Annotated in this window: 26 protein-coding genes; 11 read left to right on the top strand and 15 right to left on the bottom strand. The window is 57.1% G+C overall.

Annotated elements, in window-relative coordinates; genetic code table 11:
* Positions 1–29 precede the first annotated feature (29 nt).
* Positions 30–245, bottom strand: a complete 216-nt coding sequence (locus tag ACP7A4_RS17265) for a DUF3565 domain-containing protein (RefSeq protein WP_203303651.1) — start codon at positions 243–245, stop codon at positions 30–32.
* A gap of 100 nt (positions 246–345) precedes the next feature.
* Between ACP7A4_RS17265 and ACP7A4_RS17260 the strand changes: the two genes are divergently transcribed.
* Positions 346–831, top strand: a complete 486-nt coding sequence (locus ACP7A4_RS17260; protein WP_059761433.1) for an FKBP-type peptidyl-prolyl cis-trans isomerase — start codon at positions 346–348, stop codon at positions 829–831.
* Positions 832–963: 132 nt separating this feature from the next.
* A complete protein-coding gene (locus tag ACP7A4_RS17255; protein WP_059761434.1) occupies positions 964–1,446 on the top strand; it encodes a glutathione peroxidase in 483 nt (160 codons plus the stop codon).
* Here the strand turns inward: ACP7A4_RS17255 and ACP7A4_RS17250 are convergent.
* Positions 1,443–2,657, bottom strand: a complete 1,215-nt coding sequence (locus ACP7A4_RS17250; RefSeq protein ID WP_059761435.1) for a glycosyltransferase family 4 protein — start codon at positions 2,655–2,657, stop codon at positions 1,443–1,445. The two genes, ACP7A4_RS17255 and ACP7A4_RS17250, sit on opposite strands and share 4 nt — an antisense overlap.
* 40 nt (positions 2,658–2,697) lie before the next feature.
* The gene (gene cysZ / locus ACP7A4_RS17245) at positions 2,698–3,447 is read right to left on the bottom strand and encodes a sulfate transporter CysZ (RefSeq protein ID WP_059761436.1); all 750 of its coding nucleotides are present in this window, start codon (positions 3,445–3,447) and stop codon (positions 2,698–2,700) included.
* Positions 3,448–3,761: 314 nt separating this feature from the next.
* Between cysZ and trxB the strand changes: the two genes are divergently transcribed.
* On the top strand, positions 3,762–4,724 hold the full coding sequence (gene trxB / locus ACP7A4_RS17240; protein ID WP_048363180.1) for a thioredoxin-disulfide reductase: 963 nt from the start codon (positions 3,762–3,764) through the stop codon (positions 4,722–4,724).
* A gap of 117 nt (positions 4,725–4,841) precedes the next feature.
* Here trxB and ACP7A4_RS17235 read toward each other — a convergent pair whose 3' ends face one another.
* A complete protein-coding gene (locus ACP7A4_RS17235) occupies positions 4,842–5,774 on the bottom strand; it encodes a hypothetical protein (RefSeq protein WP_426247854.1) in 933 nt (310 codons plus the stop codon).
* A 190-nt stretch (positions 5,775–5,964) separates the two neighbouring features.
* Positions 5,965–9,642 (bottom strand): toxin VasX, encoded by a 3,678-nt coding sequence (locus ACP7A4_RS17230; RefSeq protein WP_426247853.1) that lies wholly within the window; start codon positions 9,640–9,642, stop codon positions 5,965–5,967.
* Between the two features lie 365 nt (positions 9,643–10,007).
* Between ACP7A4_RS17230 and ACP7A4_RS17225 the strand changes: the two genes are divergently transcribed.
* On the top strand, positions 10,008–11,156 hold the full coding sequence (locus tag ACP7A4_RS17225) for an AGE family epimerase/isomerase (RefSeq protein ID WP_426247852.1): 1,149 nt from the start codon (positions 10,008–10,010) through the stop codon (positions 11,154–11,156).
* Here ACP7A4_RS17225 and ACP7A4_RS17220 read toward each other — a convergent pair.
* The 6 genes from ACP7A4_RS17220 to ACP7A4_RS17195 form a co-directional block, all read right to left on the bottom strand.
* On the bottom strand, positions 11,153–11,494 hold the full coding sequence (locus ACP7A4_RS17220) for a HopJ type III effector protein (protein ID WP_059761939.1): 342 nt from the start codon (positions 11,492–11,494) through the stop codon (positions 11,153–11,155). The genes ACP7A4_RS17225 and ACP7A4_RS17220 overlap by 4 nt on opposite strands.
* On the bottom strand, positions 11,487–11,783 hold the full coding sequence (locus ACP7A4_RS17215; RefSeq protein WP_203303938.1) for a DUF1244 domain-containing protein: 297 nt from the start codon (positions 11,781–11,783) through the stop codon (positions 11,487–11,489). The genes ACP7A4_RS17220 and ACP7A4_RS17215 overlap by 8 nt, the downstream gene beginning before the upstream one ends.
* Before the next feature lie 30 nt (positions 11,784–11,813).
* Positions 11,814–12,185 (bottom strand): dihydroneopterin triphosphate 2'-epimerase, encoded by a 372-nt coding sequence (gene folX / locus ACP7A4_RS17210; RefSeq protein WP_059761937.1) that lies wholly within the window; start codon positions 12,183–12,185, stop codon positions 11,814–11,816.
* Positions 12,185–12,745 (bottom strand): GTP cyclohydrolase I FolE, encoded by a 561-nt coding sequence (gene folE, locus ACP7A4_RS17205; RefSeq protein ID WP_059761936.1) that lies wholly within the window; start codon positions 12,743–12,745, stop codon positions 12,185–12,187. Before folE ends, folX begins: the two co-directional genes overlap by 1 nt.
* A 23-nt stretch (positions 12,746–12,768) precedes the next feature.
* The gene (folM, locus tag ACP7A4_RS17200; protein WP_203303937.1) at positions 12,769–13,479 is read right to left on the bottom strand and encodes a dihydromonapterin reductase; all 711 of its coding nucleotides are present in this window, start codon (positions 13,477–13,479) and stop codon (positions 12,769–12,771) included.
* Positions 13,480–13,591: 112 nt separating this feature from the next.
* Positions 13,592–14,161 (bottom strand): hypothetical protein, encoded by a 570-nt coding sequence (locus ACP7A4_RS17195; RefSeq protein ID WP_059761934.1) that lies wholly within the window; start codon positions 14,159–14,161, stop codon positions 13,592–13,594.
* A 215-nt stretch (positions 14,162–14,376) separates the two neighbouring features.
* On the opposite strand from ACP7A4_RS17195, the gene ACP7A4_RS17190 reads away from it, so the two are divergent.
* Both ACP7A4_RS17190 and ACP7A4_RS17185 read left to right on the top strand, forming a co-directional pair.
* A complete protein-coding gene (locus ACP7A4_RS17190) occupies positions 14,377–15,159 on the top strand; it encodes a hypothetical protein (RefSeq protein ID WP_426247851.1) in 783 nt (260 codons plus the stop codon).
* A 35-nt stretch (positions 15,160–15,194) separates the two neighbouring features.
* Positions 15,195–16,139, top strand: coding sequence for a MerR family transcriptional regulator (locus ACP7A4_RS17185; RefSeq protein WP_426247850.1), 945 nt, complete (start codon positions 15,195–15,197; stop codon positions 16,137–16,139).
* Between the two features lie 2 nt (positions 16,140–16,141).
* Here the strand turns inward: ACP7A4_RS17185 and ACP7A4_RS17180 are convergent, their stop codons facing one another.
* Positions 16,142–16,747 carry a hypothetical protein gene (locus tag ACP7A4_RS17180; protein WP_059761932.1) on the bottom strand — a complete coding sequence of 202 codons (606 nt, stop codon included), beginning with the start codon at positions 16,745–16,747 and terminating at the stop codon, positions 16,142–16,144.
* Between the two features lie 58 nt (positions 16,748–16,805).
* Positions 16,806–17,273 carry a PAS domain-containing protein gene (locus tag ACP7A4_RS17175; protein ID WP_059761931.1) on the bottom strand — a complete coding sequence of 156 codons (468 nt, stop codon included), beginning with the start codon at positions 17,271–17,273 and terminating at the stop codon, positions 16,806–16,808.
* 225 nt (positions 17,274–17,498) lie between these two features.
* Between ACP7A4_RS17175 and ACP7A4_RS17170 the strand changes: the two genes are divergently transcribed.
* Positions 17,499–17,954 carry a flavodoxin gene (locus tag ACP7A4_RS17170; RefSeq protein ID WP_426247849.1) on the top strand — a complete coding sequence of 152 codons (456 nt, stop codon included), beginning with the start codon at positions 17,499–17,501 and terminating at the stop codon, positions 17,952–17,954.
* Here ACP7A4_RS17170 and ACP7A4_RS17165 read toward each other — a convergent pair.
* A complete protein-coding gene (locus ACP7A4_RS17165; RefSeq protein WP_426247848.1) occupies positions 17,932–18,831 on the bottom strand; it encodes a LysR family transcriptional regulator in 900 nt (299 codons plus the stop codon). The two genes, ACP7A4_RS17170 and ACP7A4_RS17165, sit on opposite strands and share 23 nt — an antisense overlap.
* A gap of 99 nt (positions 18,832–18,930) precedes the next feature.
* Between ACP7A4_RS17165 and ACP7A4_RS17160 the strand changes: the two genes are divergently transcribed.
* The 3 genes from ACP7A4_RS17160 to ACP7A4_RS17150 all read left to right on the top strand — a co-directional run bounded on the left by ACP7A4_RS17160 (position 18,931) and on the right by ACP7A4_RS17150 (position 20,844).
* Positions 18,931–19,317, top strand: a complete 387-nt coding sequence (locus tag ACP7A4_RS17160; RefSeq protein WP_048400176.1) for a CidA/LrgA family protein — start codon at positions 18,931–18,933, stop codon at positions 19,315–19,317.
* Positions 19,307–19,993 (top strand): LrgB family protein, encoded by a 687-nt coding sequence (locus tag ACP7A4_RS17155; RefSeq protein WP_048363195.1) that lies wholly within the window; start codon positions 19,307–19,309, stop codon positions 19,991–19,993. Before ACP7A4_RS17160 ends, ACP7A4_RS17155 begins: the two co-directional genes overlap by 11 nt.
* 491 nt (positions 19,994–20,484) lie before the next feature.
* Complete coding sequence (locus ACP7A4_RS17150; RefSeq protein ID WP_059761927.1) at positions 20,485–20,844, top strand: hypothetical protein; 360 nt, start codon at positions 20,485–20,487, stop codon at positions 20,842–20,844.
* A 12-nt stretch (positions 20,845–20,856) separates the two neighbouring features.
* On the opposite strand, the gene ACP7A4_RS17145 is transcribed toward ACP7A4_RS17150, so the two are convergent.
* Positions 20,857–21,651 (bottom strand): IclR family transcriptional regulator, encoded by a 795-nt coding sequence (locus ACP7A4_RS17145; RefSeq protein WP_059761926.1) that lies wholly within the window; start codon positions 21,649–21,651, stop codon positions 20,857–20,859.
* Positions 21,652–21,815: 164 nt separating this feature from the next.
* On the opposite strand from ACP7A4_RS17145, the gene hmgA reads away from it, so the two are divergent.
* A complete protein-coding gene (gene hmgA, locus ACP7A4_RS17140) occupies positions 21,816–23,120 on the top strand; it encodes a homogentisate 1,2-dioxygenase (RefSeq protein ID WP_059761925.1) in 1,305 nt (434 codons plus the stop codon).
* The last annotated feature ends 2 nt before the right edge of the window (positions 23,121–23,122 follow it).

Raw genomic sequence — 23,122 nt, 5'->3', positions numbered from 1 at the left:
ACACCCGCCGAACGGGTCATGTGCCTGAATCAATTGCCAAGATTAGCGCTATCCGCCCCTTGAGCACACCAGCCACAGGCAAAGGGCTGACCTATTTTTGCGCGCCGTTGCTCGGGGTCAAGCACCCAGGCGCGCGATTGCCAGGGCGGTTGATGACGATGGTGCTGGGTGTGGCCACAAGACAGTACGGCCACCCAATGCGCCTCCTCATCCTGTCGCCAACCAATGATTGTTGAGCTTTTCAAAATTATCCGTTGGTCTTGGTTGTGTTTCGTTGTGTTCGCTTTCGTGCGTTTGCTTGGTTAAACTTGCGCACTCTTTATTTTCTGCAAAAGGTCTCGCCCCATGACGATCGCCGCCAACAAGGCTGTCTCCATCGACTATACCCTGACCAACGACGCTGGTGAGGTCATCGACAGCTCCGCCGGTGGCGCGCCACTGGTTTACCTGCAAGGCGCAGGTAACATCATCCCGGGTCTGGAAAAGGCGCTGGAAGGCAAGGCAGTCGGTGACGAGCTGGAAGTTGCCGTAGAGCCTGAAGACGCTTACGGCGAGTACTCCGCTGAACTGGTCAGCACGTTGAACCGCAGCATGTTCGAAGGCGTTGACCAACTGGAAGTTGGCATGCAGTTCCACGCTTCCGCGCCGGACGGCCAAATGCAGATCGTGACCATTCGTGATCTGGACGGCGACGACGTGACCGTGGATGGCAACCACCCATTGGCCGGTCAACGCCTGAACTTCAAAGTGAAGGTTGTGGCCATTCGTGACGCGAGCGAAGAAGAAGTTGCTCACGGCCACGTACACGGTGAAGGCGGTCATCAGCACTGATAATGGCTGCTAAGCTCACCTGAGCTAGCCAGGAAAGGGCGCCTACGGGCGCCTTTTTTCATCTTTAAAGCGTAGGGCAATTGGCTTTTGAGCGGTTGTCTGAACCTGGTCCCGAGATTTTTGGAGTCCGTCATGAGTGCTTTTCACGAACTTACGCTCGACGCGCTGGACGGCAAGTCGCTACCACTGGAAACCCTCAAGGGCAAGGTGGTGCTGGTGGTGAACGTCGCCTCTAAATGTGGTTTGACCCCACAGTACGCGGCGCTGGAAAAAATTTATCAGCAGTTCAAGGATCAAGGTTTCAGCATTTTGGGCGTGCCGTGCAATCAATTCGCGGGACAAGAGCCTGGCACAGACGAGGAGATCCAGTCCTTTTGCAGCCTCAACTACGGCGTGACCTTCGATCTGAGCGGCAAAATGAACGTCAACGGTCCTGAGCGTCATCAGCTGTATCGCTTGTTGGCAGGCGAGGGCGCTGAGTTCCCGGGGGACATTACCTGGAACTTCGAGAAATTCCTGCTGGGTCAGGACGGTCGCGTATTGGCGCGTTTTTCGCCGCGCACCGCTCCAGACGATGGCGCAGTGATTCAGGCGATTGAAAAAGCGTTGGGTTAACGCTTTTTCACCGGTACGGAGACGGGGATGGCCTCTGCGTCGTTTTCAGCGCGACAGGCGTTGTGCAGCACCCCTTCGAACTGCCTGATGATGTTTGGCCAGCCATGACGACTGGCATGCTGACGCGCATTCAGACGAATGGTGCGCAGCGTCTCAGGGTCATCCAGCAGCCAGCTTGCGGCTTCGATCCACGCGTGCTCGTCCCCGGTCATGGCCAGTACGCCGTTATAGCCATGACGGATATGCAACCCCGCCGCCGCCTCGTCATACGCCACCACGCCTAAACCTGATGCCAGGGCTTCGAGCACAACGTTGCCGAAGGTTTCGGTCATGCTCGGAAACAAGAACACGTCACTGCTGGCGTAGTGACGGGCCAGCGTTTCTCCCGTCTGCACACCACAAAAAATAGCCTCGGGCAGCGAGGCTTCGAGGGCTGCGCGTTTGGGGCCTTCCCCGACAATGATCAACGTGAGCCGTCGCGCCGGGTAACGGGCTTGCAGTGCCTGCAAGCAGCGCTTGAGGGCTGTGAGGTTTTTTTCCGGCGCCAGACGGCCCACGTGTAGCAAGGCAATGTCGTCTTCACGCAGGCCCCAGTGTTGACGCAAGGTGTTCTGGCGTTTGGCCGGGTTGAACAGGCGGCTGTCGACACCACGGGCCAGCAGTTGCAGGCGCTCGAAGTGCCGGCGTTGCAGTTCCAGACGCTGGCTGGTGCTGGGCACCAGTGTCAGCGCCGAACGGTTATGAAACCAGCGCAAATAGTGGGTCAAGGCGCGGGTAATAAGCCCCCAGCCGTACTGGCTGGAGTACTGCTGGAAATTGGTGTGAAAACCACTGACCACCGCAATCCCCAAACGCCTGGCCACTCGCAATGCGCACAGCCCCAGCGGCCCTTCGGTGGCGATGTACACCACGTCCGGGCGCTGTTGCTGCCAGCGTTTGCTCAAGCGATGGATCGAAGTCATGCCCCATTGCAGGGTGGGATAGCCCGGTATCGGCCAACCTCGGCACAGCATCAATTGATCGGTGCTGCGTTGATGGCCATCCCCGCTTTGGCGCGGGCGCACCAGTTCCACGTGATGATTGAGTGCACATAAACCTTCATATAAATGGCCAAGGGTATTGGCCACGCCATTGATCTCGGGTGGGAAGGTTTCTGTGACGAGGGCGATATGAAGGGCAGTGGTCATGACCCCAGTGTCGGGTAGGGCCATGACGTCGATGTGTCACGCTGATGATGGATTTATGAAACGCTCAGCGGCTTTTGAGGGCGTCTTCGCCGCGTTCACGTACCCAAAACAGGGTTGCGCCTGCGACAGCGGCGGGCATCATCAGCACGTTGACCAGCGGGATCAGCAGCACGAGGTAGACGATTGCGCCAAAACTCATGCTCTGCCAGCGTTTCTGGCGCAGCCAGGCGAGCATCTCGTTCCAGCCCAGCTTGTGGTTATCCGCCGGGTAGTCGATGTATTGAATGGCCATCATCCAGATCCCGAAAATCAGCCACAGCGGTGCGGCGATCAGGTTCAGCACCGGAATAAACGACAGGATCAACAAGGCAATGGCGCGGGGCAGAAAATACCCCAGTTTGCGCATCTCTCGCGCCAGGGTGCGCGGCACCATGGCGATGAGCTCGCCCCAACTGAACGCCGGGAAGTCATCCGTGCCGCGCACCACCACCTCAACCTTCTCTGAGAGAAAACCGTTGAATGGGGCAGCAATGATATTGGCGAGCATGGTGAAGGTAAAAAACACCATCAATGCCACCAGCACCACGAACAACGGCCACAGCAGGTAATTGAGAAAACTCAGCCAGCTGGGCAGCGCGGGCATCAGGGTATCCACCCATAGGCTGAACTGATGCCCCGCGAAATAAATCAAGCCGACGAACAGCACCAGGTTGATCAACAATGGCAGCAATACAAACAGGCGCAGGCCGGGGGTGAGCACCAGCTTGAGACCCTCACGCAGGTAGTGCGGGCCGCAAAGAACAGGGGCGGGCATAGTTGTACTCCGAGCAATGAGAAAACGGGGCGACCTTAGCGGCTTTACGAATGGCGTGAAAGCCTTGGATCAGGATCGACAATAACTGTTACAAAGGCGGCCTCAGACGGCTGCGGTCTCATTGAGACCTGCTATGAGCTGGATTGTTAAAGCGTATTTCCTTAATCTCTGCCACCTCGATACGCTGCACCTACATTTTTTCAGGATCGATGCGTTTCAGGTCTAGCCTGTACTGCTTTGCGATCCCTTTATATTCCAGCTGCTCAAGCGGCGTTCCGACCCGATTTCGACGCGGGCGGTCATAGGAGTGAGTCATGTCTGAAGTACGTCATTCGCGAGTGATTATTCTGGGTTCCGGCCCTGCCGGTTACAGCGCTGCTGTGTACGCGGCCCGCGCCAACCTCAAGCCACTGCTGATTACGGGCATGCAGGCAGGCGGTCAATTGACCACCACCACTGAGGTCGACAACTGGCCGGGTGATGTTCACGGCCTGACCGGTCCGGCGCTGATGGAGCGGATGCGCGAGCACGCCGAGCGTTTTGAAACCGAGATCGTGTTCGACCACATCAACGAAGTGGACCTGAAAAACAAGCCGTTCACCCTCAAGGGCGACAGCGGTACTTTCACCTGTGACGCCCTGATCATCGCTACCGGCGCCAGCGCCCGTTACCTGGGCTTGCCGTCTGAAGAAACCTTCATGGGCAAAGGCGTCTCGGCGTGCGCGACCTGCGATGGCTTCTTCTATCGCAACAAGCCGGTGGCTGTGGTCGGTGGCGGCAACACTGCCGTTGAAGAGGCCCTGTACCTGGCCAACATCGCCAGCAAAGTAACGCTGGTTCACCGCCGCGAAACCTTCCGTGCCGAGAAAATCCTGATCGACAAGCTCAATGCCCGTGTGGCGGAAGGCAAAATCGAACTCAAGCTGAACGCGACCCTGGATGAAGTGCTGGGCGACAACATGGGTGTGACCGGTGCGCGCCTGAAAAACAATGACGGCAGCTTCGACGAAATCACCGTCGACGGCGTGTTCATCGCCATCGGCCACACCCCGAACACCTCGTTGTTCGAAGGCCAGCTGGCGCTTAAAGATGGCTACATGGTTGTGCAGGGCGGCCGCGAAGGCAACGCCACCGCCACCAGCATCGAAGGGGTGTTTGCTGCCGGTGACGTGGCCGATCACGTCTACCGTCAAGCCATCACCTCGGCCGGTGCCGGCTGCATGGCTGCACTGGACGCCGAGCGCTACCTGGACGGCTTGCAGAACGCTGAGTTCTGATACACCGCTTGACCCGAAGGGCACCGTGACTTTTTAGTCCTGCGTGGCCCGGATCACGGCAATGCCCGTATCGAACGATACGGGCATTTTTTTGTGCGCATTTTTGCTTGTCCGTGCTCACCCTCCATCCGACGCGTCAGGTTCTGCTCGATACACTTCGGCAAAAATGTCGGTGATGTCGCGCTGTGGTGAGCGTTGCTGCAAGGCCCTGACCTTGGCGCTTAAACGCAACAGGTCGTGGCTGGGTGTGGCCCTGTGTTCGGGTGGCAAGGGTTTCGACCATTCGCGCATGGCCTGTGGCAGGGCGCGGCGGCCGACTTTGGCGATGCGTTTTATTTCCCATTCGACCAAACGATTGGGCAGCGTCCAGAACGTCATGACGTGATAGACGTACCAGAAAAACGCGTACACCCAACCCACCTCCTTCTCACGCCAACGACGGTGCATGGCGGCGCGTGCATTGCGGAACGTGTGCAGCCCTTCGTGGGATGGATCGTCAGGGCCTTGAAGTTCCAGCGGGTCCTGAATGGCCTTGAGATCGTCCAGTTCGTACTCCATGTAACCGCGCACAGCCTCCCAATGAGCGATGGCCAATGGCAGTCCGCCGCACTGGAACTCAAGACTGACTAACTCGCCCTCATGTTCAAACCCCATGCCCAGACCGTATTGGCGGGTCACGCCGTATTGCGTAGCGCTTTGCGACTGCACCACCCACGCGGACAACGCCTCCCACGGGACAAATAACGGCTCGTTTGAGTCATGCGGTGTGAAACAGACTTCGCGGCGCTGACGGTTGAAGCGGGTGGGGATAACTTTGGTGTAGAGGGCGTGGTGGTAGAGCCAGATGGCTAAGCAAAAAGCCGAACCAGTCAGCCATATATAGAGTGCGTACTCTCTTGAGAGCCAGAAGAGATCCGTTGAAAATTCCCAGCTTTCTTTAAGGTTATGTCCAAAAAACACCCCTAAGAAAATGGCCAGTAATGGCCCTCCTAAACCGATCAAACACGCGCAGGTAAATGGCCCTCCCAAATTCAACTGATAAGAAAACACATTGGGCTTCCCCCCGCCAAAGTCCAGATACACATCATTAAAGTCACTGATAGATGGACAGTACGGCTGGGCACCTGTAGGCAAAGGTAAGGGCGCGAGATACGTCTTAGTTCCGGTCAGGATTTTTTTGATATCGCCAGCCCTATGCAAGGGCTTAATTGCCGCTGCCGCAGGCCGAGTTTCTTGAGATTCAGACATTCGGTATGACTTCCAATGCCAGGATGTCGATGGGTAATAAGGTTAACGCTGGGGCTAGGTAGTCGGCGGCGGGGTAGCGACCCTCTTTCAAGGGATTAAAACGAATGCGGTGGGTGTGCCAGACTTGTTGGCCTTGTTCATCCAGGGACCATAACTTCAGTTCAAGCAGCAGTTCTTCATCTAACTTGCCGTTGATGCGTTCTGGATGGCGCGGATAGCTCAGGCTTAAGATCAGCCCCGGCCTGTCCATATGCACACGAAACAGACGTGCCGAGACTTGCTCGCTGATTTCTTCACTGTGCTCATGTGGACGTTTACTGTGCTCCAAAACAGTGGTGAAACGTTGAGCCCCGATCTTTAATCCATGACTGGCTCGCCCTCCTAGCGGCACTTCAAAGTCCGCCAGACTCAAGCCGGGCAAGCATAGATAAACCTCGCCGATATGGGTGGTCGGAAACCAACTTGTCAGATATGAACCCGCTTGAGCGCGTTTGACTTGTACAAATGGGGCTTGCAGCAAAGCTTTCAGATGATTTTGAAAACCTTCCAGGCTGAGGGTTTTTCGCTTGTCAGCCTCTAATCCCCACTTCGTACTTTGCAGCCACTGGTCGTGGGAGGTGGTGTTATAGCGGTTGTGTAGCCAAGTGCCGGTCAGCTCAAATAACGTAAAAATTGCCCCTGTCAGACTGGCACGATTAAACACGGTTGATAGACGTATGCCTGATGCTATCCAAGCAGCCTCTCGGGCAGCGCCTTTGATCGTCTTCATCACTTCATACATTGAACTCACGGTATAACTCAGACTATAAGCATTACTGAGTACTAATCCACCTGAGCTAATCATTGCCAGGATTGCACCGCGCTGTGCTACACGATTACCGCTTCGTATTGCTTCTTTCCAGTTATGTTGATGTGTATGAAAACTAACTGTCGCAATAATGGCGCTTAATAAATAAGTGCCAAATCCTAGTCCAATGTGCAGCTTTCCCACCGTGACTTGCAGTCGACCTAAGGAGCTGGTTTTTAAATTTTCTTTCAAAGACTTTATTTGGGCATTCAAGGCCGTGTCGAATACCCCTTGGGCCGCCACAAAACCCGCAGCACTCGTCGCCGCTAGCGAATTCATTAAAGCCATTCTCTGCCGTTCTTCAGGACTGACAGCAAATGTCTCCTTAAATATCTGCACCAAATTCACCGCCTGCGCCACGAACAACAACAGCGCCGCCCCATCCCCCAATACATTCGAAGCAGGCGCGCGGCTCACGCCTTCTTTAAAGGTGCGCATCAATCGAGCCACTTGTTGTCGACCTTCCGGGGCAAAGATGACGGTCAGTCCTGCACGCCCCGGTGTTGAGCCGTATAACCGCGCCTGTTCATCCGGCAGTTCTGTGATGGGGCTGATGCTGGCGGCCAGGCGCGCTTCTCCCAAGTCCAGTTGCCAGCGTACAGAGTGGATGTCTTGTAGAAGTGCCTGGGACTTGGCTGAGTGATGGCCATTCACACGGTTGGACTGCTGGCGCGCCTGTTTGAGCGTAAGCAGCCTTTCGCGTTGCTCCAGTACTTCGCTCAAGGTTTCGCGCAAGCTGTCCAGCTCGGCGCGGGAGGCAAAGCGCAAGGTGGCACCTTCGGTTTTGGCCGCCTGCACGATACGCAAGATCAATGCCTGGGGCAGGCTGCGCAATAACTGATCAAGGTCGGGCATGGCCTGGCCTTTGGCGATGCCTTCAAAGCTGGCGAGCAGGGTGTCCAGCCCGCGGTTCAGCGCAGGCGTCCAGGCGTTTTGCGCAGCCTGGGCCACGTTGCGCGTGCTATCGGGCAGATCGTCCAGTATCGGCAGACGCCCGCGCTCAAGGGTGTCCAGGCGCGCGATCTGCTCGGGCAGGTTGTTCAACACGGCCATGCCACTGGCAAACAAAAAGGCGTATTGCACCCACAATGAGGTCTGTTCGCTCAAGGGCAGGGTGTAATACAGCGGGCGACTGAACTGCGGTTCGCGCTCGGCATACGCCAGTAGTTGGGTGCAGGCATCGTCACTGCGGCAAATATCTTTCAGGCACGCGTATTCAAGGGCAAACGCGTGACCCGTTTGCAGCGAATGCTGGGCATCGAAATACCAGGCAGCCTTGTGAAATGCGCCTGAACTCACCAAGGCAACCCGGTCGGCGGTGATGTGGTCGAGCAATGAGTTCCAGCGCTCCAGCCCGGTGCGGTGAGCGTGCATCTCGCTGTCCATTGCTTGGCGGTCGATGAGGTCGTTGACGCCGCGCTGGCCCAGTCGAGCGCCATGAAGGATGTTGCTCAAGTCACTGCTGCGACGTTTACCTAGAGCGATCAAGGTCTGGAAATGCGTGTCGACAAACGCCGCAGGCGCGACCCGAAAGTGCTCCCGGGTGTAATAACGGCGATCCACATCCTCAACGGCACTCAGCCCTACAGGTTCCTGTCCCGAGCCCGGGAAAAAATCGGCCGCAAATGCGTCATCCTGTACCGCCTGTCGCAACGCTTGCAGGTCGGCAGGTGTCGGGGTGTTATCGGTTGAAGGTGTCATCAGTCCGCCCCGATTGATGTACGCATGCAAGGCTTTGGCGGTGATCGCTCGTTCAGGCTCGGGCAGGTGATTGAGGTCAGCCAGCAACGCACGTCCGGCGGGGTCAGCGATGTCGTCCATAAACGCTTGCACATCTGACTCGGCCAGCCAGGTCAGGGACTCGATGTAACAGCCCAGCAAGTAATCGCGCTCGTTGTAGCCCTTTTGCGCACCGCCGTTTGCCCAATCGGTGACCCAACCTGCGACTTGGTCCTGATAGTTGGCCAAGTCGCGCAACACGCCCAAGGTGTCATCGAGCACTAAATACAAGGTGTCATAGTGATAGCCGGGGGCCACGCAAGTGACCAGTTTGCCCATGAACATGTGTGCAAAACGCTTGGGTTCTTCCCACGTGTAGGGCTGGCGCTCGTGCTCAGGGACTTGGGCGAGTACGCGCTGGCGTTCGGTGTAGGCGGCGTGTTCGGCCAACGAGGCGTTCGGGGCCAGGTGCTGTTGGTGATACTCCACAAACTCGGTGGCCACCTCAGCCAGCCATTCTTCGGTCATCTGCGGCGTGAGCAAATGAGCGCCGCCTGTTTGGCAATTGCTCCTGGCCGGATGCACTGCCTGCATGAAATGTTCACGTTCGCCGGGTGAGTCGAGCACTTGATGGCACTTTTTGGCCGTCCACTGCACTTCTGCATAACTGACATACAACGGGTTGTGTCTGGAGACAATCAAGTGCGCCTGCCCCGCCGAGGACTGGCGCTCGTCTTCAGTTACGTGTGTGCCATGAAAGAGCAAGTCGGTGAGTACGCCGTTCAGCAACCGGTACTCGGACAACACGCCCGTGACGGTGTCGATCACGTACAGCCAGCCATCACTAGGCAGGCGCACGCCCAACGGGCGGCTGCTCAGGTGATGGGCCATCAGCAGTTCTTTGGCAGGGTCTAGTGCAAGGTTATCGACCAAGCCGTAACGCAGCGGCACCAGCTGCATCGTCGGTTTATTCAGCGGGCATGGGGCGAGCGCCACTTTGGCGTCGGTGCGGCTTAAGTTGATGTTATTCGGGTTGCGGCGGGGAATGCGTGTGGCCATGCCGGAGGCTCCCACAGGCGGGTAGCCCGTGTTGATTAAAAACATATGCCTCTCAAGACTTATGCCAGAACCTCTACAGCCCTTATAAACAGGGGGTTTGGTGATGAGTAGGGAGAGTTTGTTGGGCTCAATACGCGTCAAATTGCGCAACTTTTTGCGCAGTGCTGTGCAATTTTTTGCCAATCCGGCAAGGCACTTGATCGACAAGGGCTGTAGCCCTTTAGTGGGCATAAATCAGAAATAGGCTGTGCATTTTTTTGCGCAATTTGCCCCCTGTGCAAAATACTGCCGACCAGGTGCTCGTGGATCATTTCACTTCAAGCGCCCCGGCGTCAGCCGCTCTCATCTGCGCCAAGAAGCTTTGGGTGTATCATGTCGCGCAAACGCCCCAGCCGTGACGATCCTTGCCGATGCCTGATGTAGCCAGCTCTGTTTTCCCTCCTGAACTGATTGCCGGTTTTGCGGCCGTGCAGCAGCACTTTCGTCAGGTGATCGTGCCGCTGTGGCAAGGCCCCGGCTGGAATGCCGAGCTGGCATTGCCTTACGAGTCGCTGAGCGCAGCCCATCAACCGTTGCCCCCTGCGCGTTACCGTGCGATGGCTTGCGCCCGGCAGCTGTATGTATTTGCCAGCCTGATGGGGGACGCTCAGTTCCCTGACGCGGGCGAGCGCGCAGCGGCGTTGTTTCGCGCCTTGCAGCAGCATTTTCATGATGCCGAACATGGAGGCTGGTTCTACAGCATCGACCCGCAGGGCGCGCCGCTGGATCAGCGCAAAGACCTCTACACCCACGCTTTCATCATTTTTGCCTGTGCGCATTACTGGGCCAAAGTCCGTGAGCCGTTGGTGGCGTCGGTGCTCAATGCTGCTTTGGAGGTGGTCGCGCAGCGCTTCAATGATGGCAACGGTTTGTACGAAGCCAGCTTGAACCGGGACTGGTCCACAGTGGGCAGCGGCCCGCTGCAAAACCCGCTGATGCACTTGGCTGAAGCCTTTCTCGCCACCTTGTCGGTGCGCGAAGACGCCGCCACTCACGCCGCGCTGCTGGCGCTCGCCGAGGGCATGCAGCAGCGCTTCATCGCGCCCGAACACGGGGTGATGCTGGAAAAACCCCGCGGTGCAGCCGATAACTGGTTTGAGCCGGGCCATCAATTCGAATGGTATTTCCTGCTGCAATCCTCACCGTTGCTGCGCACTACGGCGCTGCACGATTCACTGGATCGCGCGTTCGGGTTTGCCGAGCAGGTGGGTGTCGATCCGCAGAGCGGGGCGGTCTGCGGCATGTTGGGCAGTGATGGCAGCCTGCGTGATGGCACGCAGCGAATCTGGGCTCAGGCCGAATACCTGCGGGCACTGACGTTGCGCGAAGATGGCCTGGTGCGGGTGCAACGCCAATTGCAGGCGTTGCAGCAGCACTTTTTACACGTCGGGGGTTGGTACGAATGCCTTGATGCGCAAGGCCAGGTCAGTCGCGAGGACATGCCCTCGACCACCCCTTATCACCTGGCCACTTGTTACAGCGGCCTGGCGCAGTACTTCAATTCAGGCGGCTCGCTTTAAGCCTTGCGGGTCAATGGCCGGGCGTTGAATTTCACCCCGGCCAGACCGTGGGCGATCAGGGCGCGAATGTTGCCGTGATCGCTGCCTTCAGGTGTCGCGAGTACTGAGCGGTAATGTTCGCCAAACGCCAACAGGGCCTCTTGGTCGCTCAACCCTTCCAGCACCGCCAGGCCCAAGGTCTTGCACGACCCTTCGTTTTGCCCTGCCGCATTTTCCACCTCGCCGTTGGTGAAGGCTTGCGGCTGGTAATCGTAGTGCGCGGCGATAAAAGCCAGGGTGTCGGCAAACAGGTGTTCGCCGCTGTTGAGGCTGGCGCGCAGGGCGGTTAGATCAGTCATGCTTTTTTCCTTGGGCAAACGCCGCTGCCTGTTCGGCAGAGGCTTCTTTCTGGTACTGGGCTTTCCAGTCGGCGTACGGCATGCCGTACACCACTTCGCGGGCGTCATCGAGGCTGACCTCGATCTGGCGCTCATCGGCCGCGGCCTTGTACCACTTGGACAGGCAGTTGCGGCAAAAGCCCGAAAGGTTCATCAGGTCTATGTTTTGCACATCTTTACGACTGTCCAGGTGCGCGACCAGGCGACGAAAAGCAGCGGCTTCGAGTTCAAGGCGTTCTTGAGACGTCATGGGGTTCACCGAGTGAGAGAGGGGGGCAGCTTAGCGGCTTGCCGCCAGCGTAATGGAGACCGATTCGGCAAAGCGCAGGGCGTGCGGTTTGTCGACTTCGACTTCGGCATACAACACAGCGCTATTGGCCATCACTAAATCCAGCAGCTCTTGGGTCAGCCGCTCCAGCAGCGCGAAACGGTTTTCTTCAACGTGGGCAATCACAGCTTTGGTGATGGTGCGGTAATTGAGCGCGTGGTCGATGTCGTTATCTCGTACGGCGTCTTGCGCGGCATACAGGATGGTGAGGTTGATCAACACATCCTGCTTGTTGAGGATTTCTTCTTCATTGATGCCAATGTAGGTGCGCAGGCACAGGTCTTTGACGCGAATACGGGCCATTCCTGGCTGAAGTTGTGGCATTACGACTTGCTCCGTCCAATCAGTTGCAGGAACTCCATGCGGGTGCTGGGCTCGCGAAAAGCACCGAGCATCACCGAGGTGTTCATGGTCGAATTCTGTTTTTCCACGCCGCGCATCATCATGCACATGTGCTTGGCTTCAATCACCACGGCCACACCCGCCGCCTGAGTGACGCTCTGAATAGCGTCGGCGATTTCTCGGGTGAGGTTTTCCTGAATCTGTAGGCGGCGGGCAAACATGTCGACGATGCGGGCCACTTTCGACAGGCCGAGTACTTGGCCGGTCGGAATATACGCCACGTGCGCCTTGCCGATAAACGGCAGCAAATGGTGTTCGCACAGCGAGTACAGCTCGATATCGGCCACGATCACCATTTCGTCGCTGTCGGAGGCGAACAGAGCGCCGTTGACGATATCGTCAACGCTTTGGTCATAGCCGTGACACAGGTATTGCATGGCCTTGGCGGCGCGTTTCGGAGTGTCGAGCAAGCCTTCGCGGTCAGGGTTCTCACCGAGACCCAGGAGGATCTCGCGGTAGTGCTCAGGCAATGATGTGCTCATGAAAATACTTCCTCGCGGACGGCTTATTTGAGATGCCGACCGCCATTGACGGTCAGGGTGGTGCCGGTCACATACGGGTTGTCCAGCAGATAACGCAGGCTTTGATAGATGACCTCGGCTCCGGGTTCGATCCCCAGTGCTGACTTGGCCAGGGCCTTGGCGCGGTACGCCGCGTCGTCGTCGGGGTTGAACAGCAGCAGCGCGGGCGCGATGCCGTTGACTTTGATCCGTGGCGCCAGTTTAGCCGCGAATGACAACGTCAGGCTGTCGAGGCCCGCTTTGGTGGCGCAATACGCAATGTGCTTGCTGCTGCCTTTGCGGGTCACATCGTCACTGATATGTACGATATCCGCCGGGCTCGAGCGCTCCAGCAGTTCGCTGCATTGCAGGTTGATCAGGTACGGCGCGAGCATATGCACACTGAACATCTGTGTGAAGTCGCTGATGTGTGTCTCGATGCTTTCTGGCAGCCAGGCCGACGCGTTATGCACAATCGCCCGTAAAGCCTGGGTGTGGTTTTTCAGTTGTTCGATAAACGCGAGAATGCCGTGCTCGGTTGAAAAGTCGCCATACACCGCTGTGGCCCCCAGATCGCGCAACATTTGCACGCCGGGCTTTTCGCTGCGGTAGCTGAAAATCACTCGATAGCCGTCTGCCAGCAATTGCTGCGCGCAGTGCAAGCCAACGCGCTGGGCAGCGCCCGTGATCAGAATGGGTGCGGATTGAGATGGCATGACAGGCTCGGCGTCAGAGAACAGGGGAGAGCGGCAGCGTGATGGCAAAACTATACCAGCGTCCGCTGCGCCACGGCCATGCCTGTGCGGGTCCCCTGTGCCCGGTGCCGTTTCAGTGACCGCTGGAGGTCGCGGCGCTGCCCACAGGTTTGGCAGGTGTGCGGTGCAGCCAGCCGGACAATAAGTGGGTCGATAAAGGAATAAAGAAGTAAACCATCAACGGCGTCAGGGCCAGCGTGCTGACGAACACCCGGGGTAGCAGGCTCAGCTCACTCAGCAAGGGGTTGAGCACGAAATTGAACAGCAATGAAATCGGAAAAAACGCAAGCCAAATAGCCACGGCTTGCTTCCAGCGGGGTGGGCGCTGCCCGGCGGCGCCAAACCAGCCGTCGATGCCGCTGACCCGGTGTTCGTGCGGGTGGGCAAACAGATCGCTGCCGCGCAGCAACCAGGCCGTGCGCGAGACTGAATGTTCCCACGCGTGCAGGGTGGCTTCATCGGCAAAGCGGAAAATGATTTGAAAGGCGTCATCACCGGGTGGCGGCGCGAGCACACCCGAGCCCAGATAACCTGGAAAATCGGTGGCCAACTGTTCGCCTTCATGCAGCCAGGCAATCATTTCCTGATAGCGACCTTCGGCGACACGGCGTGCAACCATCAAGGTGACAGGGGAGGTAGACATTGTGTATCTCCATGTGGCTGATGCTGCCAGGGTAAGGCAGGCATAAAACGCAGCGCCGGGGTGGTGGGCTGCGTCGGAGAGTGCAAGCAAGGATTGTTCCTCTTTTCAATTGATTCAGCCGTTGCTCGGGCACACAGACTCCAATGTTTTCGTGTGGAACCTTGCTTTGCTTAATGGCCAATCATTAACAACCCGATACTTCAAGAGGACAGAGCATGCTTCTTCAGAACCTCAACGCTATTGCGCCCAATGACAGCCTCTCTGTCAGTACGCGAGCAGGTCATGCGGTTCATGCATCTTTAAAGGCTGGGGATAATTCGCGGCCCGAGGACATAAGCGCGGCGTTCTCTCGGGGTGGGGTGCTGGTGCGCACGGTGCAATTGCCTCATGCCCATAAAGAGCTGCACCACTGTGGCATCAGCGTCGACAACGCCAGAAACTTACACGCCAGTGGCGCCAGTCAGCACGGCGGGTTACGCAAGTGGACATTGGCACACGCCAATCTCGTGCCCAATTATTTCGCAATGGGCCCCAACGTCACCGGTATGCCAAGGCATATGGCATTTTTGGTGCTGCCAGAAAAAGTCGGTCGGCATATTGTGGGCATTCATGAAAAAGACAACGCGTCAGGTAATGTTGCACCGGATATGTCTGTGATTCATGAGGCAGATGCGCGTTTTCACTTGAATAAAATGCTGGCGAGTTTGATCAAGGAGCAGAACGTGCGGCAGAGCGAGCGGCTGGAAAATAATGAAGTGCAAACGGTGGGCATTGAACCCGGCGCGATTGCGGGGCTGCTTTTTTACCCCGTACTGTCCAAACCTGATTGGCTCGCGGCCAGAGCAGACTTTCAGAAAGTCATTGATAAAGGAGGGCCTGAGTTTGCAGGAAGAGCATTCCCTGTATTCACCTATCAGCAGGATGAGGGAACTCAGGTGCCCGCGTTAAAGCTGCTCGACACCCTCGTTAAAAGGGAACGTGAGGCCCATGAGGAGTAGACTCGCCAGACTTACTTTCGGCTGTGGCCTTTGTGATGCCTGTGATGACAGATATTGAACGCACTGTAGCGACTGCTGCTGATCCTCTAGAACAGGACGGCCTTTATCCGATCCGTGAAGTGTCGCGCCTGACTGGTATCAACCCGGTCACGCTGCGCGCCTGGGAGCGTCGTTATGGCTTAATCCAGCCAAAACGCACCGAAAGTGGGCACAGGCTGTATTCCGTGACCGATATTGAGACAGTGCGACAGGTTCAAGGGTGGATCGAGCGCGGTGTTTCAGTGAGCAAAGTGGGCGAGTTATTGGCGCGTAGTGTCAACGCCACGCCTGCTCAACCCAGTGCCCAAACGGATGAATACACACAGTGGCAGTCCCGCATTGGTGCCGTACTCACGGCCTTTGATGAGCCTGAACTTGAACGTCTTTACGGACAGGTTTTTTCCAGCTACCCGCTCCAAACCGTATTTCATGAGATTTTCTTGCCGCTCTGGCAGCGTTTGTTGCGCGTGCAAGATGAGTTTGGTCGCACCAGTGAATGGCTGTTGCTGGATCGATTTTTACGCGGTCGTGTTCAGCACCGTCTGCAACTACAGGTTGTAGCTGCGCCGGCGCAGTGTGTGGTGCTCGTGGCCTTGCCAGAGTTGTGCCACGAATTGCAGTTGCTGGTGACGGGGTTGTTGCTGGCGCGCAATGATCGGGTCGTCAGGGTTTTGGCCATCGGGCAGCCGCTGGAAGAACTGTCGCTGGTATGTGAAAAAATCCGCCCCCAAGCGGTTGTGCTATTGGGTACCCGCGCCCTGAGTGCTGCGCGCCTTCAACGTTTGCTGAGGCTGGCGCAACCTCTCAACAGTGCGGTCTGGTTGGCTGGCGAAGCGTCGGATCTGGCCTGCGAAGCATTGATGGCGTCCTCCATCGGGTGCTTGGGCAGTGAGGCGAGTGTGATGAGCCAGCGCCTGGATATGTTCCTGAAAGGCGTTTGAATCTAAACGTGCAGCGCGGGGTGGGCCAGGCGGTGTTGTTGCAGGATGAACTGGCGCAAGCGTTCGGTTTCGCCCTGGTCGCGTTGACTTAACCGATAGGCGTACAGGCCCAGTTCGGTTTGGCGTTCGAGCGTGCCGTGCACCGCAATGCGTTCATAGCCGGTGGGGCTGAACCACTGAGCGAACTGGCGCGGAGGGCGGGTGTCGTTGCGTACCTCGATCAACAAACCCTTGAACGACACTTCACTGACCCACAAGTGGCCGCTGCGCCCGCGCACATTTTCCAGGGCTACCGGTTCGGGCAGTGTCAAACGCCACGGGCGCACCATCGGCCCGTCTTCAAAAATGCTCGGCGCGCCCAATTGCAGATGCTGGGCATGAAATTCGTCTTCAACCAAACGCAGCGGAAAGCTCATTTGCTGATTAGCGAATTGAGCCTGAATCGTGACTTGCTCATGGGCGGCCAGGCGGGTCAGCAGATCGCGTATTTGCGACACCCCATTTACCAGCAGACTCGACGAAGCATCCCGCTGATTAAGCAGCGGGTTTTGATGCATGGTCTGGATAAAATCCAACTCGTCTTGAGTCAGAAGGGCATCGTGCGACATGGTGCAACTCGGTATTTGGCAGAAGAAAATCGTAACTGTTTACAACAGACCATCATTTTTACGTTTTGTTGAGGCCGCTCGTCGCCTTGAGTGTTTGCAGCTCTGCGGTCAGGGCCGCCAGTTGAGCTTCTAGCTGCGCCACGCGTTGTTCCGCTTTGACCTGTTGGCTGACATCTTTTTGCACGCCAATAAAATACGTCAATTGATCGCTTTCATTGAACACCGGGGTAATCGACAGTTCGTTCCAGAAGTGCGTGCCATCCTTGCGATAGTTGCGCAGCCGCTGGCGGATCGGTTGACCGCTGGCGACCGCTTCGCGGATCAATTGCAGCGCGTGTTGATCGCGATCGCCTGCCTGCAAAAAGCGGCAATCCTGGTACAGGATTTCGTCACGGCTATAACCGGTGAGGGTTTCGAAAGCGCTGTTCGCGTAAATCAGAATGGTGTCATCACCTTCCCGCTCGGCGACCACGATGCCGTCCTGGGATGCGTCGACCATGCGTTGCAGCAAGCGTGCGTTGATCATTGAACCGCTCTTCTGAAAGTGGGGAATCCTTTACGGATGCATGTTTTTGACTGTCGGCAAGCGCGAACTCGTCAAACGGACGATAAACAAGTGATTCATCGCCAGATTGTCGCCAGCGGTGTTCTGCATTCTAAGACATCGGTGATAGCTGTCCACGTGCCATCACCGAAACGCCATCTCACCTGTTAATATCCCGGCCTTTTAGTCAGTAACAGGATCAGATTGATGAAAGTCGCCATCCTATGTGGCTCGGTGTACGGCACCGCAGAAGAAGTTGCTCGTAATGCCAAGCAACTGCTGACCGATGCCGGGTTTGAAGTCTTGCTTAACCTGCGTGCAACCTTGGCTGATGTTCAAGCGTTTGCCCCCGATGCCTTTTTGGCGGTCACCTCGACCACGGGTATGGGTGAGTTGCCGGACAGCCTGATGCCGCTTTACAGCCAGATTCGCGATCAACTCCCGGCGCCCTGGCGTGGCTTGCCGGGTGCGGTTATCGCGCTGGGCGACTCAAGCTACGGCGACACGTACTGCGGCGGCGGCGAACAGATGCGCGAGCTATTTGCTGAACTGGGCGTGCAGGAGGTGCAACCCATGCTGCGCCTGGATGCCAGCGAAACAGTAACGCCTGAAACTGACAGCGAGCTTTGGCTTGGTGAGCTCATCCGAGTGCTGAAGCCGTAACTGGCCGCTCGCGCAACAACTCCAGCCAGGCGTGAGCGGCGCGCGACAGATACGCGTCCTTGCGCCAGATAAAGGCGATGTCCCAGCGCAGATCATCCGGCGCAATGAGTTTTAGCCTCACCACGCCGGGGCGCACCAGCCCGCGCGCGACGACGCTGGGCAACAATACGACGCCTTGGCCGGCCGCCACCAGCGCCACCAAAAAATCAGATTGCCCGCTGCGACCACCTTCCTTGGGGGTAAAGCCCATTTGCTGGCAAGCCTGGAGCAAACGATCATTGAGTACGAAACTGCGCTGATACAGCAGAAACGGTGTTTCAGCCAACTGCTCCAGTCGCACACTGCCATCTTCTGCCAGTGGATGATCAATGGGCAGCAAGGCATCGAGCGGTTCATCGCAAAACGGTTGGTAGGCAAAGGCCCGATTGTTGGGCGTCAAACTGCCACCTATCTCCAGCTCGCCGCTTAACACCGCTTGCTCGACCACCAGGCTACCGCCTTCGAGCAATTGCACCTGAATGTTGGGGTAGCGTCGGCGGTATTCGGCAAACAGCCCGGCGAACAGGGCATCACTGCCCAATAGCGGCAGGCCCAGACGCAATTCGCCCCGCGTCAAATGACTCAAGTCATCGAGTTCACTCAACAACTCTTTTTGCAAACGCAACATGCCTTCTGCCCGTTGCAGCACCACATTGCCCGCTGCGGTCAGCCGTACATGTGAGCCCAAACGGTCAAACACAGGCGTGCCCAGGCTTTGTTCGAGCTGAGCCACTTGTTTGCTCACCGCCGATTGACTGATATGCAAGGTGTGCGCGGCCTGGGTGAACCCACCGAGGCGAGCGACTTCAACGAAGGTGCGAAGTTGTTTGAATTCCATTGAGTGAATTCCATTTTGGAATGACTGCCAGTCTAACAATTCGTTTTCGAGATGGAAGAGGGGTCTTTACACTGAAGGCCTGTCTGGGATGGAAACAAAATGAAACGCTTCGATGTAAAACGCTTGGGTCGACTGGTCACTGAAATCGTTGTTCTGTTGGCCATCTATTTTGCCGGGTGTCAGATTGCCAGCGGCTTGCAGCTACCCATACCGGGTGGCGTGGTGGGCATGGCGCTGTTGCTGCTGGCCTTTGCGCTGGGCTGGGTCAAGCCTGCGGCGTTGCAGCTGGGAGCGGGCGTGCTGATGGCCGAAATGCTGCTGTTTTTTATTCCGGCCCTGATGAGCCTGCTCGACTACGGCGTATTGGTGCGTGATGAAGGCTGGCGCATTTTGCTGGTGATTGGTGTCAGTACGTTGCTGGTGATGGTGGTGACGGCGTTTACCGTGGAAGCGGTGTGCCGCTGGAGGTTACGCCATGAAGTTTGAATGGATGCCGATGTTCTGGTTGCTGTTCACACTTGCCACCTATGGCCTGAGCCGCTGGTTATACCGGCGCACGGGTCGCTATCTGTTGTCCCCGTTGATTCTGGTGCCCGCGTTACTGCTCGCGGTGGCTGTACCGCTGCACACCGCGTACGCCGAATACTCAAGCAACACCCATTGGTTGATGCTGGTATTGGGCCCGGTCACCGTGGCGTTTGCGGTGCCTATCTGGCAGCAGCGTAAATTGCTGGCCAAACATTGGGTGGCGCTGTTGATGGGCATGTTGGCGGGCAGCGCTGTGTCCATTGGCAGTTCATTCTGGCTGGCCAAGGCGCTGTCTTTGGACACCTCGCTGACCCTGTCGCTGGTGCCGCGCTCCATCACCACCCCGTTTGCCATGCCGCTGGCGCAGGACTTGGGTGGCATCCCTGAACTGACGGCCGTGTTCGTGATGTTTACCGGTGTGTTTGGTGCGCTGCTGGGCGGCGTGTTGCTCAAATGGCTACCGTTGCGCAGCAGCCTGGCGCGGGGCGCTTTATTTGGTATCGGGGCGCACGGTGCAGGTGTCAGTCGTGCGCGTGAGGTGGGCAGCGAAGAAGGTTCTGTTGCGGGGCTGGTGATGGTGCTCACAGGTATTCTCAACCTGTTTGCCGCCCCGTTGCTGGCGATGTTGCTGTAGCACCGCCGAGCGTGGTGTGTCGGCACTCGCGATGCATTCGCCTTAAATCGCGCGCATAAAAAAGGCCGCTGTAAACACAGCGGCCAAGGAAGACGTTCGATCAAGGAGCTACAAATCAACGTCAGGGTGAACCAGGTTGCTTCTTGGCCTGTCAGGGCCAAGTGCTGAATAAAGCCGACGCAGGCATCCACACTGGATCGTCGGGACGCTTAAGGCATGTGCCTGAAACGTGCGACAAGAATAAAGTCTGGTTGTTGATGGAGTAAGCCCACTTCAAGACAATCTCTGTTACAGCTTTGGCAATAGTGAAATCCTCTCTCAACCTCTCTGGCTCAGGCTTCGCGGGGCTCTTTGCGTATGAGCGAATCGATAAATATGCAGTGCACCGTTTAATCGTGAGCGGCGCTTAATACGTCAACGAAAAGTGTCTGTCTGCACAACGACTTTCAGCATGACGCTGGAGGGCAGGCGCCTAAAAAAGGAGTTCCACCATGAATACGTTAAATAATGCTCCATCGGACCCACGCGCACTGAGCATGCTAGATGAGCGCGTGCGGGTATTTCTGAACAACACGCTCGAACCGTTGGCACTCAATTGTGCTGACGTTTACATCAACATCGTGGACGATCCGGTCACGCTGAAGCTGGTGTCGAGCCAGTCGCTTTACGAAGTGGGTATTGAGTGTCTGGCACGAGGAAGTGAGCCTGTGTACGTGCAGGGAATCACCTATGTGTTCTCCCAGCCGTGGACGTTTGAGCAGGCGTATCGCATCCGTAAACCATCATTGGCAGACGTTGAGAAACTAATGCGCAGCCTGCTGGATGAGGCCAAATACCAGTGGGGCGTTTGATACCCGTGGGTGTTAGCCGGGTTGATAGCCCATTCGCCAACTGATGGCTCGACTGGTAGCGAGTACAAGCTTGGCTGCTGGACCATTTTCATCGGCATGGAACACCGAGGTGGGGCCGACAACGGTGAGCACCCCGGCCACTTTGCCGGTGGCATCAAAGACCGGCGCCGATAACGCATCGACGCCGGGCATCAACAGGCCGTGTACAAAATGCAGGCCTCGTTCACGCACCTCACTGCACAGCTGCACGTAGGTTTCAGCTGATTGCAAAGGATGAACCTGCTCCGTATTGAGTTCTTGCTCGCGCAACTCTGCGGTTTCACGGTCGGGCAAATACGCATTGAATACCAGCCCAGTAGACGAACTCAACAACGGCAGAACAGACCCCAATTGCGTCACGACGGTCACGGCGCGTACGGCTGGCTCAATGTGAACCACGGTTGCGCCCTGATTGCCCCACACCGCCAAAAAGCAGGTTTCATTCAAATCATCGCGCAGCTGCGAGAGCGGTAAGGCCGCGACTTTCACCACATCCATGCTATTGAGCGCTGCCAGGCCTACGCGCAACGCTTCGCGGCCCAGGCCGTAATGGTTGGTGGCGGCATTCTGTTCCGCAAACCCGCTGGCAATCAGTGCCTGCAAATAGCGATGCACTTTGCTTGCCGGCATGTGTACGTGCTCGGCCAGGCGCGACAGCGAGGTGGCGGGCGACAGTTCGGCCAATGCTTTGAGAATGTCCGTACCTACTTCGGCAGAACGTACTTTTTGCTTGCCAGAACTGTCGGTGCTTTTGAGGGGCTTTTCCATGGTGTCGCTTACATCTCGGGATCAATGGGCGTCTTTATAGCTTGACGCTTAATACCAATCAAATTACGTTATGCGTAATCAAATTACGATAAAAATAACGCAGCGTTGCGCACGCGGATTCAGAGCAGGGCGCAGTCACCTGCATTCTCCACGCTGGAGGCTCCATGAACCTCGACTCGCCTATGTCAGCCCTTGATTATCAATCCGGGTTTGGCAACGAATTCAGTAGCGAAGCACTGCCCGGTGCGTTACCTGTCGGTCAAAACTCCCCGCAAAAAGCCCCTTATGGGCTGTACGCCGAATTGTTATCGGGCACTGCGTTTACCATGACCCGCAGTGAGGCCCGTCGCACCTGGATGTACCGCATTCAGCCATCGGCCAATCACCCGGCGTTTGAAAAACTTGAGCGGCAACTGGCCGGTGGCTCATTGGGCCAAGTCACACCGAACCGTCTGCGTTGGAATCCACTGCCAATTCCCAGTGAGGCAACGGATTTTGTTGACGGGCTAGTAGGCATGGTCGCTAACAGCAGCGCGCAAAATCCTTCAGGGATCAGCATTTATAACTACTGCGCCAATACGTCGATGCAGCGCGTATTTTTCAATGCTGATGGCGAGTTGCTGATCGTGCCCGAGCAAGGGCGGCTGCGGATTGCCACTGAGTTGGGGCGTATGGAGCTCGGGCCTTTAGAGATCGCGGTGATCCCCCGTGGCATGAAATTTCGTGTCGAGTTACTCGATGCTCAGGCACGCGGTTATGTGGCCGAGAACCACGGCGCACCCTTGCGTCTGCCGGATCTGGGGCCAATTGGCAGCAATGGCCTGGCCAACCCACGGGACTTTTTGACCCCGGTCGCGCATTACGAAGACCGCCAGCAACCCACCGCTCTGGTGCAAAAGTTCCTGGGCGAACTGTGGGGCTGTGAGCTGGATCATTCGCCGTTGAACGTGGTCGCGTGGCATGGCAACAACGTGCCGTACCTCTATGACCTGCGTCGTTTTAACACCATTGGGACGGTCAGTTTTGACCATCCTGACCCTTCCATTTTTACGGTGTTGACCTCGCCCACCAGCGTTCCCGGCCTGGCCAACCTCGACTTCGTGATTTTCCCGCCACGCTGGATGGTGGCTGAAAAAACCTTCCGCCCGCCCTGGTTTCACCGCAACTTGATGAACGAGTTCATGGGGCTGATCCAGGGCAACTACGACGCCAAGGCCGAAGGCTTTTTGCCAGGCGGCGCTTCGCTGCACAGCTGCATGAGTGCCCACGGCCCGGACGGTGAAACCTGTAGCAAAGCGATTGCGGCCGAGCTGCAACCGAGCAAAATCGACAACACCATGGCCTTCATGTTTGAAACCAGCCAAGTGTTGCGTCCCACCCGGTTTGCCCTCGAATGCCCGCAACTGCAACCCCATTACGACGCGTGCTGGGCTTCCTTGCCTGCCACCTTCACCCCGAATCGGAGATAAGC

Source organism: Pseudomonas sp. TWR3-1-1, assembly GCF_049896545.1.
Taxonomy (GTDB): domain Bacteria; phylum Pseudomonadota; class Gammaproteobacteria; order Pseudomonadales; family Pseudomonadaceae; genus Aquipseudomonas; species Aquipseudomonas weihenstephanensis.
The sequence above is the reverse complement of the archived record's forward strand: the minus strand, read 5'-3'. Positions and strand labels throughout refer to the sequence as shown.